Here is a 14,444-nt window from a genome sequence, read left to right as displayed (position 1 = left end):
CGCGTGAGCCGGTACGCCGGCCCGGGGGGCACGAACGCGCCGGGATCAGTCGAGGGTGAGGATGATGCGGTCGCGCACCTCGCCGCTCTCCAGCCGTCGGTGTGCCTCGGCGGCGCTCGGCATGGGCATCAGCGTGCGCGCCTTCAGCCGGAGACGCTTCTCGGCCAGCATGGCCATGCCTTCGTCCAGGGCGCCGGGAGCACGGTCCGGCGTGGGCTCCGAGAGAACCACGCCGAAGCCGGCGGCTGCGGGATCCGACAGGGTGATGACCCGGTCGGGCCCTCCCGCGAGTGCGACGGCGTCGGCGAGGGCGCCCTTGCCCGCCGCGTCGAAGACGGCGTCCACGGGGCCGAGGGCGCGCACCGCCCCGACGAGACCGGAGCCGTATCGCACGGGGTGCGCGCCGAGTTCCGCGGCCAGGGCGTCGTCCCGCTGTCCTACGGCGCTGATCACCTCGACCCCCTGGGCCACCGCGAGCTGCGTGGCGATCACGCCGACCGAGCCGCCGCCCCCGAGGAGCAGCAGCGTCTCCCCTGCCGTGATCCGCAGTTGGCGAAGCACGCCGGCCGCCGCCTCCACGGAGCTCGGCAGCGCCGCGGCGTCCGTCCAGGAGACGGGGCGCGGCTTGTGCGTCCAGATCGAGGCAACGGCGTATTCGGCGTAGCCGCCCCGGTCGAAGAGGAGAGCGGCCACCTCGTCACCGACCTCGGTCCCCGACACGCCCGGGCCCACGGCGTCGACGACGCCGGCGACCTCGTACCCGAGAACGGGAGTCTCGGGCAGGGGGAACCGCAGGTGGCCTGCGCGGATCGCCAGGTCCGTCGGGCCCACCCCCGCGGCCTTGACCCGGATCCGCACCTGAGCCTCCCCGGGCTCCGGGAGGGGAACGGCCGTCCACTCCAGTACGTCCGGGGGTCCGTACCCGGTCATCACAATGGCGTTCGGCACAGTGCTCGCTCCTTGCTTCGCGCGGAGAGCCAATGTAGTTGATGTATCACAAAAATGAATCGACTGTCGTGGCCGGTCACGCCCCCGCGAGTGCCTCCTTGCGCCGACCGCCAGGCCGTGGATCCGGCCGAACGGAAGTGCCGCGCGTCAGCGCGCGGACGACGAACGGGCCGTAGGCGACGTCGGAAGAGTTGATGTATCAACTATATGAGGTGGGGCCATCGCCGTGTCAACCCCGTATCCCGATCACCGTGGCAGGTTCGGACCGCAGCGGACGCCGTCGTGAAGCACGGGTACGGCGGCTCACCCGGACGGTGCGCCATCACCACGATCCGCCTCGGTCATCGCGGCGCTGGTGGTCGCGATGCCTGCGGTCAAGCGCGGCTGCACGCATCCCGGTCGTGGGCTGCGTCGCAGGACTCACCGAGGTGAATCTCGCAGCCGGTCCATGAGGAGAGCCCGTGCGTCGCCTCGGACAGCCGTGCCCGCCCGTCAGCCTCGACGCGAAGGGTTGTCGGCCTGGCCGGAGGCAGGCTGTGGGTAGCCGTGGAACGCCCCGGCCACCACGGGGATCAGCTGCCGCCCGATCTCTTCGACGGACATGGTGGCCAGCTCGGTGCCGATGGGTGCCAGTGCGAGCCAGTTCAGCATGCCGGCCGCGCACCGCGTGCGGAAGATCAACTCCTCCTCCGCGACACCGGGCAGATTCGCCGTCAGCACCCTGAGGACGTCTCGGCGGCTCCGGTCGAACTTGTCGGCCAGCCGCTGCCAGCCCTGGGGTGGATCGATCCCGACACGCGCCACGGTCCGCATCACGGCCAGCTCCTCTCCGCCGGCCGCCAGCGCGCGAGTCATCGGTCGGGCGAACGCCGCCGCCACCTCTTGTAGCGTCGAGGTGGAGTCGAGGAAGCCGAGTTCCTGGATCTGCTCGTCCAGATAGCGTTCCAGCGCGTACTCGATCGCGGAGTCGCACAGCGCCTTGAGCGACCCGAAGTGGTAACTGACCGCTGCGACGTTGGCCCCGACACGATCGGTGATGTCGCGGAGCGTCACACCCTCCTGCCCGCGTTGCGCGAGCAGCTCCAGGGCGGCCATCTGCAGGGCGTCCCGCGTGCGCTGACCGGCCGCTCGGCGCAGATCCGCCTTTTGCTCTCGCACCACGCATTTACTCAAGCAGTCGCTTCAGTACATTGTCAAACACCTGCTCTCGTACGGTGCTCAGGCGGCCCTCCGGCTCGCCGCTCCTCCTGGTCGCGGCCGGCGGTGCCAGCCTCTTCAAGCAGGTCGGTGACCGAGTCGCTCGATCCTCCGCGACCGACGAGGGCGTGATCGCGTGCCCACGGTCGCGACGAGACAGGCAGCCTCGCACCGCCTCAGGCTCATCCGCGCCATCGACTGCCCGGGGAGCACACGTATCCCGTCCCGAGCGACTGGTCAAGCTGCACGGGTCCGCTCCGCGCGGTTCAAGGCGGCCCGGCCGGCCGTCAGCCCTCACACTCCACGACGCCCGGCCCTCATCCCGCGCGTCCGCCCGCGCCGGCTTCGGCGGGCCGTCTCGTCCCGGGCCACTCCGCGTCCGACGCGAGGCGGCCCCACTGACGCATATCGCCCGTACACACTTCGGGGGGTGAACTCCGGCTCCTCAGCGTCCGGATGGCCGGCCCCAGTCACCCGGGGCACTTCCCTCACCGCTCGTCGCACGCCGTCATCCGGCCGGTGCCGACACGGCGAGCGCCTGCCCTCCCCCAAAGGGTGATCCCGCCCCGGTCACCTGGCCCCCCGGCCGTCGCACTCGCGTCCGCGTCAGTCCACCGAGAACTTCGAGGCGTTCTCGGCCAGCCAGGAGTCGAAGCTCCTCAGCTCCGGGTTCAGCTCCCGCAGCCGCTCCAGGTCGCGGGCGCCGGTGAACTCCTGGTCGAAGTCGCCGTAGTACTGGAACATGTTGCCGATCTCTGCGGCAGCCGGAATGTCGAGGGACCGGAAGACGTCGTAGGGCACGGACTGGAAACGCACCGGCTCGCCGAGCGCGGCCCCCAGTTTCTCCGCGTACTGGGCACCGGTCAGGTGGTCGCCGGCCAGGTTGACGGTCTGCCCGATGTACCGTTCGCCTCGCTTGAGGATGGCGAAGGCCGTCCGGCCGATGTCCGCCACATCCACCCCGGCCAGGAGCTTGCCGTCCTCCAGCGGCAGGGTGAGCGTCAGCACGCCGTCCTCGCCGCGCCTGGGGCCGAAATCCTGGAGGAAGCCCTGGAAGAAGAAGGTGGTGTTCAAGAAGGTCGTCGGCACCCCGGCCGCCCTGAAGAGCTGGTTGCCCTCACCCTTGGCGTCGAAGTGAGGCACGTTGTACTTCTCCTGGAGGACCGGCATCCGGCCGTCCTCCAGGGGCAGGAGCTCGCGGGTGTCCTCCAGCGTCGACCAGACCACGTGACGCAGCCCCGCGGCCTTGGCGGACCGCACCAGGACCTGGACCTCCTCGATCTCCTTCGTCGCGGACATGTGCGCCCAGAAGTTGGTGACGAGGAAGGCGCCGTAGGCGCCCTCGAACGCCTTGCGCACGCTCGGTTCGTCATCGAAGTCCGCCCGGACGACCTCGGCACCGCGCTCCGCCAGTTCCTTGGCGGCGGGCGAGTCCGGGTTCCGGGTGAGCGCGCGGACCGCGAAGCCCGACTCCGGGTCGGCGAGGATCGCGCGAGCGGTACCACCGCCCTGGGCACCCGTTGCTCCGGCGACGGCGATGACCTTCTTGTCGTTCATGTAACTGCCCCTGTCCGGTCGAGAGTTGACACTCCGGCCAAGCTAGACAGCAAAAACATGACGCGTCAACTAACATGCGGCAGATCAGGCCACCGCGCCACACGTTCGGCGGAGTGCGGCCCTGTCCGTGGAGCGGACGGCCCGGCCCGGTGTCCGGGCACGCCGCCGCACGGCCCGAGGAGCTCGCCCGGACCGGAGCGCCTGCGCGGCCCGGTGTTCACCACTCACCCGAAGTTCTCGCGCGCGCCTGCCCCGGCCCTGGAAGCGAAGTACCCGCCTGGACGAGGTGAAGGCGGGCTCGCAGGGCTGAACGATCCTCGTGCGGGTTCGCCGCTGTCACTGGCCGCAGGGGCCCGAGTGGTCACAGTACGGCTGCAGGCGGCTGCGCGCGCAGCCGCACAGCACGGCCCTGGTCTCGGTGCGTGGTCCCTCGTCGGTGTCCAGGGTCAGCTCACCGCGCACGATCAGCTGCCCGGCGGGGGTGCGAGTGATCCGGGTGGGCCGGTCCGGGCTTTCCGCTCCGTTGTCCGCCAGGGCGTACTGGAGCGCTCCTGTCGGGCAGCGGCGCACCACTTCGGCCACGCGGCCGGCCGGAGCGCCGTCCAGCCGGATCCATGGACGCCGGTTCACGTCGAAGACCTCGGGCAGGCCCCTGACGCACTCAGCGGCGTGGAGGCAGCGTCTCGCCTCGTAGGTGACGGTGATGTCCCGCGTCTCGTAGGCCTTCTTCCGCGGCGGGGTCTTCGTGTCGGTCACCTGATCCGGCCCGGCCGGAGGCTCAGTCACTGACCTTGCTCCGGTTCTGGTACAGCAGGTCGGCGTACTCGGGGTGTCGGTCGATCCAGCCCGCGTAGAAGGGGCAGGTGGCGAGGACCCGCAGCCCGGCGGCGCGGGCTTCGTCGAGGGAGGCGCGGACGAGTGCGGAGCCGATTCCGAGACCCTCGTGTGCCGGTGACACCTCCGTGTGGACGAACGCGATCAGCTCCGCCGTGCGGATGTACTCCGCGAACCCGGCGACCTCGGGCCGTTCGTCCACCCGGGCCTCGTAACGGCGTGCCTCAGGTGCGTCGACGACTGTGACTGTCACTTGTTCTCCTTGGTGCCCGGTTGTTTCGCCGGACGCGAGCTCGAGTTCGTGGCGCCTGGTGACGCTTCGACGAAGCTAATCAGCGAGTGTTGACGTGTCAACAATTGCGGGAGTCCGTTCGCGTGTCAGCAGGGATGCGACGGGAGCCCTGTGCAGCGCGTCGGAGCCGGCGCCGCTGCACCCGCACGTACCCGGAGGCGGCACCGCGGGCTCGGCATGCCGTCGTCGGCGGAGGCCGGACGCGTGTGGAACGCGGGGTGAGCAGCGGAGAGGGGATGATCCGGCCGCGCCCCTGACGCCGACACGAAAGTGAACAGGATCGAGCCCACGGAGTCATACCGATCCCAGCAGTCCGTCGAGGATGCCCTTCTCCGCGAGGTGGAAGACGAGACCGCCGACGGGGGCGAGCACGGTACACAGCCAGTAGCGGCGCACCCCGGCGCGCGCCAGATAGGCGGTCAGGAGAGCGGTGAGCAGTGTGCCGACGACTAGGAAGACAACCGCCTCTCCCCGGTAGTGCAGCGCCAGACCCAGCCAGGCCGCCTCACCCAGTACCACCATCGGGATCACCGCCCCGGCCACCGCTCGCAGGTCCCCCTGCCCGCGCCGTACCGTCCATCCGGCCCAGCCCAGCAGTGGTCCTCCGACCAGCCCCGCCACCGACCACACGGCGGCGCCTCCGAGCCCTCCGGCCCCGAACGTGTTGCCGAGCGCGGACGTGGCGTAGTAGCTGCCGCAGGTGGCGAGCATCATCAAGCCCCCGCCCCAGGCGGCGAGTCGCCGGACGCGAATCAGCCCGCCGGCCACGGCAGTCCAGATGATCCAGGTGGATGTCGAGTTGGTCGCCCGTTCCAGCAGGGGTGTCGTCCCGTGCAGGGCGTACGTTGCCCAGCCGAGCACCAGCCCGAAGGCGGCGGTCGCGGTGAGGACGGTGGCGGGGGTGTCGTGACGGGACGCTGTTCCGGTAGCCATAACCGCACTATACACATGGTGTATACATGCCGTGTATAGCTGTCAGGTCCCGTCGGCCATACAGGGCGCGGGGCGTTTGGTTCGCTGTGGTCACGGGTCGGTCGAGGTCTGCTGCGCACGCACGACACGCTGGTCGGTCAGGCCTGTCGGTCGTTACGGGGAGGGCCGCCTTGGAGACGGCAGCGCCCCGGCATGCCGAAGATGTGCGGCGCCCGTTCCTGGGACACATGGCCCCAGGCCAGACCGCCCTTCTGGCAGAGATCGCCGCCTCGATCGGTGATGTCCGGCCTCACCAGTCGCACACCACCGGCCGAGGGCTTGGCTCACTTCCCGGCGACCGCCGAGGCCCAGTCGAGGTTCACGCCCATGTCGGAGTACATCTTCGTGTACCCGACGTAGCAGTCGAACCGCTTGACCTTGCCGTCGTTCAGATACCAGAAGTCGGCGGTCGGGACGTCGACCCGCGCGCCCGTCGGCTTGACGGTGCCGGCCGGCGTCTGCAGCGCCCCCTTGAAGGTGCCCTGGATCGACAGTTCGATGCTGATCTCGTCGCCGTTCACCGTGATGCTCTTGAGTTCACGGTGGACGTCGGGGAAGAGGGAGACCATGCGGTTCAGGACATCACCGAGCGCCTTGCCCTGATAGGTGGCGCCGGCGACCTTGTCGTCGAAGACGCCGTCCTTGGTGAAGCTGTTGACGAACGCGTCGACGTCCAGGCTGTTGCCCTCCGCCACGTGGTACGCGTTCAGGACGACCGCGAGGTTGGCTATCTCATGCCGGGTCAGGTGGCGGTTCGTGAGCGGCAGCGCCGACAGCCGCTGAGGACTCAGGGCTTCGTGGGCCTGCACGTTGCTGACGCGGTGGCCGCCGGCAGCACTGCTCGCGGCCTGTGTCGGCGCGGCGGCGATGGCGAGACCGCCCATGCCCGCGACGGCACCCATGGTGATGATCGTCTTCCAGCGGAACGACTTCATGTCTGGTTTCTCCACATCGGATCTTCGGGGTTCCAGGCCCGTCACAGCGGTCTCCCGCCGCACGCGCTGACAACAAATCAAATGCTTGATTGAAGGTAGGGAGTCACTGTCAAGATATCAAGCGAACGTTTGATCTACAGGCGTGCGCGTCGTCTGCCTTCCTGTAGGGAACGGGACGCCGCCGCCCGGCCGGTGGGGGTGAGGCGGGTTGTCCAGCCGATGCGGGAGCCGGCCGCCAGGCGGTGTCTTCGACGCGGTGGTGGCGCTTTTCCCTGCCCAGGGTGTGGGCGATGGGGGAGGTCGCCGACGGGGTGGGGGGCGCAATGGGCGAGGTCGCGGCGGGCATCGGGGGCGAGGCGGCTCGGGCCGTCGGCGACGGTCTGCCATGCCGGCCTCGGAGGCGGCGGTGTCACCGGGTTCGCGGCGAGTCTCGGCCGGTAGAAGAGCGCCCTGTGCCGCGGGTCCTCGGGGAGGAGGCGGCTGTCGATGACCGTGTGAGGCGGGCGGCGGTGCTGCCGGCCGCCACCGGCGAGGAGCTGCCGGGGTGACGATCCGCAGGCCGTAGGGCGGTCACCACCGTCATGCGGTGGAGTGCGGGATCAACTGCCCGACTCTGTTCCCGCTCAGCTTGCCGTCACGGCGGCCAGGTACGCGGTGACGGCGGCCGCGTCCTGGGTGCGCAGTCCGATGTGTCCGTCCGGGCGGACCAGGATGAGTTCGGCGTCGTGAGCCTGATACGCCGACCGTGCCGTGGCGTGCGGGTCGAGCAGGTCGGAGCCGATCGCGTAGGCGTTGACCCCGGCGATGTCGGGCAGTGGGCCGACGCCGAACCGGTAGAGCGTCCAGTCGCCGCCGCGCTGCAGCTCGAACAGGCGCACCGGGCTCCCGTCGGGCCAGGAGGAGAGCGCGTCGGGGCTGCGGTCGCCCGGGTGCGGGCCGGCGCCGTCCCAGGGCGGGCTGAGCGGGCCGCCACGGTAGGTGATCCCCAGGCCGGACATCGCATCGAGGTCGGAATCCTCGAACCGCGCGAAGCGCGTCAGCAGCTTGTTGGAGAGGCCCAGCACGGCTGTGGCCATCGGCAGCCGTTCTTGCTCGTAGGTGTCCAGCAGCGGCTCGGGCGCGCCGTTGAGGACCGAGGCCAGTTTCCACCCGAGGTTGATCCCGTCGTGGATGCCGGTGTTCATGCCCTGGGCGCCCGCGGGTGCGTGGACGTGGGCGGCGTCTCCGGCGAGCAGGATGCGCCCGATGCGGTAGCGGTCGACCATCCGCTCGTTGTAGCGCCAGCGCGAGGTACACAGGGCTTCGCGGAGCGTGACGACTCCGCGGCCGTAGGCGTCGTCGACGAGAGCCTGTTAGGTGGCGAGTGTCGGCTCGATGTCGCCGTCGCTGTCGTTGATCTCGGCCTGGAGTACGAACGAATCGGTCGCGGGCAGCGGCACCAGTGACAGGCGTTGACCACCGGATCGGCGACGGGCGTGCCACCAGTCGCGGTCGACGCCGTCGAGGCGGAAGTCCCCGAGCAGCATCTGCTGTTCTTTGCGGGTCCCCCCGAGGTACGACACGCCCGCGAGCTTGCGGACGGTGCTGGACCCGCCGTCCGCGCCGACCAGCCATCCGGCGCGCAAGCGCTCGCCCGAGGAGAGTTTGACGGTGACGTCGTCATCGCCGGGCCGCATGCCGGCCAGGCTCGTGCCGAACTCGACCCTGACGCCGTACCCCGCGAGCAGGTCACGCAGGGCTTCTTCCAGTCGCCACTGCGGCACAACCATCGGGCGGGCGAACGGTGTGGTCGGTGTCGGCTCGACCCCCTTGGTCATGTCGTGCTCGTGCACGCTCCCGTCGCGGTCTACGTACCGGACCACCAGGCGCGACCGTCCGGCGGCGGCAAGCGCCCTGCCACACCGAAGCCGTCCAGGAGTTCGAGCGTGCGCGGCTGGACGCCCTTGCCCCGGCTCCCGGTCTGCGGTCCGGGTTGAGCGTCGACGATGCGCACCCTCACCCCCTTGCGGGCCAAGGCCGCAGCGGTGGTCAGGCCGGTTGGGCCGGCGCCCGCGATGAGCGGCAGGCGGAGGCAGGCCCGGGAAGCGGAGGCAGCCCGGGAGGCGGCAGAGGCGGCGCAGCTCGGTGCAGGCTGCCGGACGGCCAGGTGGAAGCGGTGGCGGCATCGGCGCGGCCGGGCGGGTCCGACGCGCGGAGGAAAAAGGGAGGAGGCGCGGCCCGGCCAGGGCGGGAGGCACGGCACCGGCGCGGCCGGGCGTCGGGGCGATCGAAAGGCCGGCGCGCGGCCGCAGTGGTGCGGCCGGCGTGCCGGAGTGCACGGCGCCGCGCAACCGCAGAACGGCGGGCGGCAGCGCGGGCGGCGGGCAGGGCGCCGCGGGACGGCCGGGCGGCAGGCGGAGGCAGGCCCGGGAAGCGGAGGCAGCCCGGGAGGCGGCAGAGGCGGCGCAGCTCGGTGCAGGCTGCCTGACGGCCAGGTGGAAGCGGTGGCGGCATCGGCGCGGCCGGGCGGGTCCGACGCGCGGGGAAAAAGGGAGGAAGCGCGGCCCGGCCAGGGCGGGAGGCACGGCACCGGCGCGGCCGGGCGTCGGGGCGATCGGGAGGCCGGCGCGCGGCCGCAGTGGTGCGGCCGGCTTGCCGGCAGCTCGCCGGACGCAGGGCGGCAGCGGCTCGGCGCAGCCGAGGACCGGCAGCGGCGGGGCGGCGGCGACAGGCGGCATGCGCACGCGGCGGCAGGAAGCCGGCGGCGGGTACGGGCGGACAGTGGCGAACGTCTGGACGCCGACGGCCATCCGGTCGAGATCAAGCTCGGGACGTTCGTGGACAACACCTGCCGCCGAGCCGACAAACTCAGCCCCGAACAAGGCGCCGAGCGAGACCGGCTCGGCGTGCGCTGGCAGCCGGACCAGCCGCGGCCCCGCTCTGGCGTGTCCCCTACTGAGGCGCGACGGTTGTCCGCGCCGGCCATGATCAGGTCGACGACCGTGCGCTCGCGGCGCAGGCGCCGGGTGAGGGACAGGCCGCTCTCGTCCGGCACGCAGGACGGCGGGCGCGGTTCACCACGGGCACCGTTGTCACACAGTGGGCGTCACGGGTGCCGCGTCCTCCCCCGGGCGCTCGGCGGGGTCGTGGACGAAGGCGTGCGCGGCCGCCAACTCGGCGCGGCCCGCGGCCTCGACCGCCTCCAGGAAGTCGTAGGCGTCCGCGCCGATCGGTACGCGCAGTGGTGCCGTGGGCGACGCCACCAGGCGCAGGACGTGGTGGGCGAAAACTTCGGGCCGGCTCAGCCCGGGGTTGCCGGGCATGCCCCGCAGGCCCGCCTCGACGTCTCCCGTGCTCTGCGCGTAGGCCTGGATGCGGCCGGCGGCCTCGGCCAGCGAGGTGCCGTAGCGGGTGGCGAAACCGCCGGGCTCGACGGCGTGCACCCGGATACCGAAGGGCGCGACTTCCGCCGCCAGAGCCTGACTCATCCCCTCCAGTGCGTACTTGCCCGTCACATACGCCGACAGGCCCGGCAGCCCCATCCGTCCGGCGATCGAGGAGACGTTGACGACGTGGCCGAAGCCCTGACGGCGCATCAGGGGAAGCACCATGCGGGTGAGTCGCCACGGCGCGACAGTCAACACCTCCAGTTGCGCGCGCAGTTCGTCGTCGGACACCTCTTCGACCGCGCCGAACAGCCCTGCCCCGGCGTTGTTCACCAGCACGTCGACGCCGCCGAAGCGATCGACCGCGTGGGCGACCGCCGCTTCGCACTGCCCGGCGTCGCACACGTCCAAAGCCACCGCCGACACCCGGTCCGGGCACCGGTCAGCCAGGTCGTTCAGGGTGGCGGGCCTGCGGGCGGTGGCGATCACCAGGTCGCCGGCCTGGGCGGCGGCGCCTGCCAGCGCCCGCCCGAGCCCTGAGGAGCACCCCGTCACCAGCCATCGCCGCGTCATGCGTCCCCCGTCGCCGTGTCCGTGGCCGCGGCCGTGAGCCGCGCAGGGCGATGGTGGCAGCTTCGTGCTCCGGCCAGTAGGGGCGCGCGGAAGCACAAGCGGCGCGCATCCCACCCCATCGGAGAGCCCCGCGTGCCGTGACGTGCGCGCCCCGTCGGGCGCAGGAACGGGTGACGCCGTCGGGACCGGCTGCCGCGCCGAAGGGTGTTCCAGACCCGGGGGCCGGACACCGCGTCGCGGGCGTCCAGGCGGGCGCGCGGCCGGGGAATGAATGGCGGTACCCCTTGGATGTCTCCGCGCGACGGTCCGATGCGGCGAGGGACCGGACGGCGGGCGGTGCAGGCGGCCGGTCGGGGGATGGCGGAGTGGGCCTCGAAGGCCAGCTGTGGTTCCGGCTCGGCGGCGCGCCGTACATGACGTGTGGCGCAGAGGCGACGAGCCTGGTGAACAGGCGGGAGGCTACCGCGTCGCCGTCGGGGCCGGCAGCCGGCTCACGACAGGCGTCCGGCGGGCTCGCCGGGAAGGTCGTGGTGGCCGGCCAGCAGCGCGTACGCCACATGGACGGCTGGTCGGGCAGGTCCTCGCGCAGGGCGGCGACGATCCGGCCGCGGCCCCGGGGCGGGCAGCAGCAGCGGACCAGGGCCGCTGCGGTTTCCGTGATCGGGTCATGGCGAAGCTCAGCGAGCAGCAGGCGACCCGCCGGTCGCCTGCGACTCCTCAGCCGGCTTCCAGCCGGCTCGCCAAGCCGTCGCCACGCCGCGCGGCTGGCGTCCACCAGCTGGCACGAAATGCGCCTGGACTGGGTGGAGGCCACGCGGGCGGGGCGCTGTCCGTGACGGGGCGCATCCAAGACCTATCTGTCCGCGTCAGGCGTGGGCTGATGCGGCACGCGGTCAGGCGCCGTCCCAGCGCGGCAAAGGAGCGTGGCACCAGCCAGGACAACGAGCGTGGCCCGCCGGGATCACGGCGCGGTGGCCGGGCTCCCGTGTCCCGGTGGAGGGGCGGCGTGTGAGCGCCCCGGGCTGAGGCCCCTCTGCGATGCGGGCGGGCACATCACCCCGGGCCGGCTCGTGGTGTGCGCGGTCAGCATCACCGCGCACCAGGGCAGGGACGTCGCCTCGCTCGACGGCGAGGCGGCTGTGTCGTCCGGGAACGGCTCGGGCGTTTCGGTGGTCGCCGCGCTCGCCTCGCCGTGAACGCTGGTCAGTGCAGGATGCTCACGGCTCGTGCGATCACCAGGAGGGAGGTCAAGAGGGCGGAGACGCTCTGCACGCTCATCATGACCTTGGCGCGGGTCGACAGCGGCATGGTGTCGGTCGGACTGAAGGCCGTGGAGTTGGTGACCGACACATACAGGTAGTCCACCAAGGTGGGAACCCAGTCCGAGGCGCCGCTGGCGCCGTCGGCGACTTCTTGGACGGCGTCGTCGTTCTCGTCCTGTGAGAAGCGGAAGTCCGCCAGGGGCAACGCGGAGCGGGGCGCCTGGGTGCGGCTGACCGGGCCGCCCCGGTCCAGCTCCCAGTAGGCCAGACCGAAGACGATGATGTTGGTGAGCCAGACCTGCAGCGCAGCCACCAGCAGCGAACGGCCATCCTTCACGCCGGCGTACACCAGCTCATGGACCAAGATGGTCAGCGCCACGAGATTGCTGAGGGCGATGACGGCTACAAGCGTCAGCGAGAGCACCCGGAAGGCCCTCGTCTGACGTGTCAGACGTTTCGGGTTGATCGCGATGAGCGGAATGAGCAGCAGACATTCCAGGGCGGGGAGCACATAACGAGGAGCGATCAGCAACCGCTGCGGCAGGAACAGGTACAGGGCGATCGCGGCAAGCGTCGCCACCACTGCCGGCAGCCGTGCCTCGCCCCTGCGCTCATGGCGAGGATGCCTGGTCCTTGCATCCGCACGCGTACGTGCCATACGACCTGCCCCTTCCGGTTGCTGCCACGACGACGTCACCGCACCCACGCATCCGTCAACAACGCAGGTCGCCGCACATCTCCAGCATCTACCCCGATCCATGGCGTTGGATCAACGCGGACGGGCACCCAAGGGGTGCCTGCCCGCGGGGCCGCCGGCAAACCGGAGGGCCGTTCCGGCACCAGGCGAAGGGCTGTAGGGACCTCCCACCGCTCGCCAGCTCACTTGCGCCACCGCCTGTGTTCGTCCGCCTGCCGAAGGGCCAACCACCTCAAGCACCAGCAGAAATGGTCAGCCGAACCAGGCTCGTCAGATCCATCCGAACCACCCCGCTGCCCCATCTGCGGCGATCAGACGGCCACACCACGCCGGACATGCTCGGACCGCTGCCGCCAGCGAGCACACCGTCAGCAACTCCGGCAGCCCGCTGCGAACCCAAATACTCCACCGCTCACAGCGCGGCCCGCAGCACCGCCGAAGCCGGCCGGACCGGCACCTACACCGTCATCCCGACCCTGCGAAGTCTACGAAGGACCGCTGCCACCAGGGCCCTGCCAGAAACAACGCCGGACGTGCTCACGACGCTGCGGGCAGAAGGCGTATCGCCAGCGCCGATCAAACTCCGATGACTGCGGGGGAGGCCGACGACCTTCCAGCTCAGACGGGCAGGCCCGTCAGATGAGGTAGTCCGCGCGCCCGTCGTCATCAAGTTCGAAGGGGCCTTCGGGGATGATGCAGAACTCATTGCCCTCGGGATCCGCCATCACCAGGAACCCGCCGTCGCCGTACTCCTCCAGTCGGCGCCCGCCGAGCGCCTCGACACGCTGTTGCTCTGCGGCCGGGTTGGGTGAGGTGACGTCGAAGTGCATACGGTTCTTCACGGACTTGGGCTCGCCCGTCCGCTGGAAGCCCAGGCCCAGGCCGTTCTCGCGCTGCAGCCATACATAGGGTCCCATGCGGCCCACGACTGGCCGGCCAAGCAACTCGGACCAGAACGCGGCAAGCCGCTCGGGGTCAGTGGCATCGATGATGAGGGCATTGACCTGCATAGGTGAGTTCGGTGAGTCCGCCATGCCCTGATCCTCTCAGGAGGCACAGGGCAGCCGCTCAAGGTTGCCACCCGAGGGGTGCGCGGCCGGCGAACCATCTGATGGGCGACTCAGAACGGCGACGGTCAGACTTCGGTGAGACGAACCTGCCGGTGGTCGAACCTTGGCGAGACCGGTGGAACTCCTTGAGACCGGTCGGGCGAGAGCACTCCGGAAGAGCCCGGCCCGCAACTGCTGCTTCCTTCGCCTTCTTGGCTTCGTTCAGGTTCAGCGGCAGCGTTCGTCGATGAGTTTTGAAGGACGAACCAGCTGATGCGTGAGATCTCCCGGGCCGAACCGGCCCCGGCCGCCGTGGCCCCCGCCGCCGTGCACGGTGGGGCCTGGTGGCCGTACCCGTGACCGTGACCGCCGCCGCAGCCGTCGTGCTGACGAACATCCGCGGCCCGACCTCCCCCTCCGCGCCGTACACGGCCCTCTCCCCGGTGGTGAAAGTACAGCCCGCATCCGCCGAGGGCACGACCGAGCTGATGCGGGAAGTCGCCGACGCCACGCGCGAGAGCCACTCCCCCACCGTGCGTTCCGACCAGTACGTGTACATCAGGAGCAAGGTCGGCTTCAGCCGCCAGACCGCTCAGCGCACCATGAACGGCCCCACACACATGGACGCCGTGCACGAACGCGAAGTCTGGCTGCCGCAGGACCCCGTCCGCGTCGGACTCATCCGGGAGGGGCTAGGACGAAAGCTCGGTGGCACCGGCCGAGCCCGCGTCGACGGCGGCGCCACGACGACCCCCGGCGCCGG

Annotated in this window: 13 protein-coding genes; all 13 read right to left on the bottom strand. The window is 71.0% G+C overall.

Annotated features, from left to right (window positions below):
• Window positions 1-45: 45 nt before the first annotated feature.
• Complete coding sequence (locus ACZ5DC_RS25305) at window positions 46-948, bottom strand: NADP-dependent oxidoreductase (RefSeq protein ID WP_468656275.1); 903 nt, start codon at window positions 946-948, stop codon at window positions 46-48.
• Between the two features lie 492 nt (window positions 949-1,440).
• A complete protein-coding gene (locus ACZ5DC_RS25300; protein WP_468656273.1) occupies window positions 1,441-2,109 on the bottom strand; it encodes a TetR/AcrR family transcriptional regulator in 669 nt (222 codons plus the stop codon).
• 642 nt (window positions 2,110-2,751) lie between these two features.
• Window positions 2,752-3,702, bottom strand: coding sequence for an NmrA/HSCARG family protein (locus ACZ5DC_RS25295; RefSeq protein WP_468656271.1), 951 nt, complete (start codon window positions 3,700-3,702; stop codon window positions 2,752-2,754).
• Between the two features lie 336 nt (window positions 3,703-4,038).
• Entirely contained in the window at window positions 4,039-4,458 is a 420-nt protein-coding gene (locus ACZ5DC_RS25290; RefSeq protein WP_468656269.1) for a (4Fe-4S)-binding protein, read from the bottom strand.
• Window positions 4,459-4,480: 22 nt separating this feature from the next.
• Window positions 4,481-4,789 (bottom strand): GNAT family N-acetyltransferase, encoded by a 309-nt coding sequence (locus ACZ5DC_RS25285; protein ID WP_468656267.1) that lies wholly within the window; start codon window positions 4,787-4,789, stop codon window positions 4,481-4,483.
• 333 nt (window positions 4,790-5,122) lie between these two features.
• Complete coding sequence (locus tag ACZ5DC_RS25280; protein WP_468656265.1) at window positions 5,123-5,761, bottom strand: DUF6518 family protein; 639 nt, start codon at window positions 5,759-5,761, stop codon at window positions 5,123-5,125.
• Window positions 5,762-6,084: 323 nt separating this feature from the next.
• Window positions 6,085-6,735, bottom strand: coding sequence for a nuclear transport factor 2 family protein (locus ACZ5DC_RS25275; RefSeq protein ID WP_468656263.1), 651 nt, complete (start codon window positions 6,733-6,735; stop codon window positions 6,085-6,087).
• A 623-nt stretch (window positions 6,736-7,358) separates the two neighbouring features.
• Entirely contained in the window at window positions 7,359-8,033 is a 675-nt protein-coding gene (locus ACZ5DC_RS25270; protein ID WP_468656697.1) for an FAD-dependent monooxygenase, read from the bottom strand.
• A gap of 54 nt (window positions 8,034-8,087) precedes the next feature.
• Window positions 8,088-8,552 carry an FAD-dependent monooxygenase gene (locus tag ACZ5DC_RS25265; RefSeq protein WP_468656261.1) on the bottom strand — a complete coding sequence of 155 codons (465 nt, stop codon included), beginning with the start codon at window positions 8,550-8,552 and terminating at the stop codon, window positions 8,088-8,090.
• A gap of 29 nt (window positions 8,553-8,581) precedes the next feature.
• Window positions 8,582-9,700: an FAD-dependent monooxygenase gene (locus ACZ5DC_RS25260; RefSeq protein ID WP_468656695.1), complete on the bottom strand. Its 1,119-nt coding sequence runs from the start codon at window positions 9,698-9,700 to the stop codon at window positions 8,582-8,584.
• Window positions 9,701-9,806: 106 nt separating this feature from the next.
• Window positions 9,807-10,673 (bottom strand): SDR family oxidoreductase, encoded by an 867-nt coding sequence (locus tag ACZ5DC_RS25255; RefSeq protein WP_468656259.1) that lies wholly within the window; start codon window positions 10,671-10,673, stop codon window positions 9,807-9,809.
• Between the two features lie 1,203 nt (window positions 10,674-11,876).
• Window positions 11,877-12,593: a hypothetical protein gene (locus ACZ5DC_RS25250; protein WP_468656257.1), complete on the bottom strand. Its 717-nt coding sequence runs from the start codon at window positions 12,591-12,593 to the stop codon at window positions 11,877-11,879.
• Window positions 12,594-13,267: 674 nt separating this feature from the next.
• Complete coding sequence (locus ACZ5DC_RS25245; protein WP_468656255.1) at window positions 13,268-13,666, bottom strand: VOC family protein; 399 nt, start codon at window positions 13,664-13,666, stop codon at window positions 13,268-13,270.
• Window positions 13,667-14,444 lie beyond the last annotated feature (778 nt).

The sequence above is a fragment of the Streptomyces sp. NPDC031445 genome (assembly GCF_055581365.1).
This window is presented reverse-complemented; position numbering and strand designations above follow the sequence as displayed.

Excerpts from the sequence above, each read along its gene's own strand:
- ACZ5DC_RS25250 (WP_468656257.1), bottom strand. The coding sequence starts at position 12,593 with ATGGCACGTACGCGTGCGGATGCAAGGACCAGGCATCCTCGCCATGAG.
- ACZ5DC_RS25245 (WP_468656255.1), bottom strand. The coding sequence starts at position 13,666 with ATGGCGGACTCACCGAACTCACCTATGCAGGTCAATGCCCTCATCATC.
- ACZ5DC_RS25255 (WP_468656259.1), bottom strand. The coding sequence starts at position 10,673 with ATGACGCGGCGATGGCTGGTGACGGGGTGCTCCTCAGGGCTCGGGCGG.
- ACZ5DC_RS25275 (WP_468656263.1), bottom strand. The coding sequence starts at position 6,735 with ATGAAGTCGTTCCGCTGGAAGACGATCATCACCATGGGTGCCGTCGCG.
- ACZ5DC_RS25295 (WP_468656271.1), bottom strand. The coding sequence starts at position 3,702 with ATGAACGACAAGAAGGTCATCGCCGTCGCCGGAGCAACGGGTGCCCAG.
- ACZ5DC_RS25280 (WP_468656265.1), bottom strand. The coding sequence starts at position 5,761 with ATGGCTACCGGAACAGCGTCCCGTCACGACACCCCCGCCACCGTCCTC.
- ACZ5DC_RS25265 (WP_468656261.1), bottom strand. The coding sequence starts at position 8,552 with ATGACCAAGGGGGTCGAGCCGACACCGACCACACCGTTCGCCCGCCCG.
- ACZ5DC_RS25260 (WP_468656695.1), bottom strand. The coding sequence starts at position 9,700 with ATGGCCGGCGCGGACAACCGTCGCGCCTCAGTAGGGGACACGCCAGAG.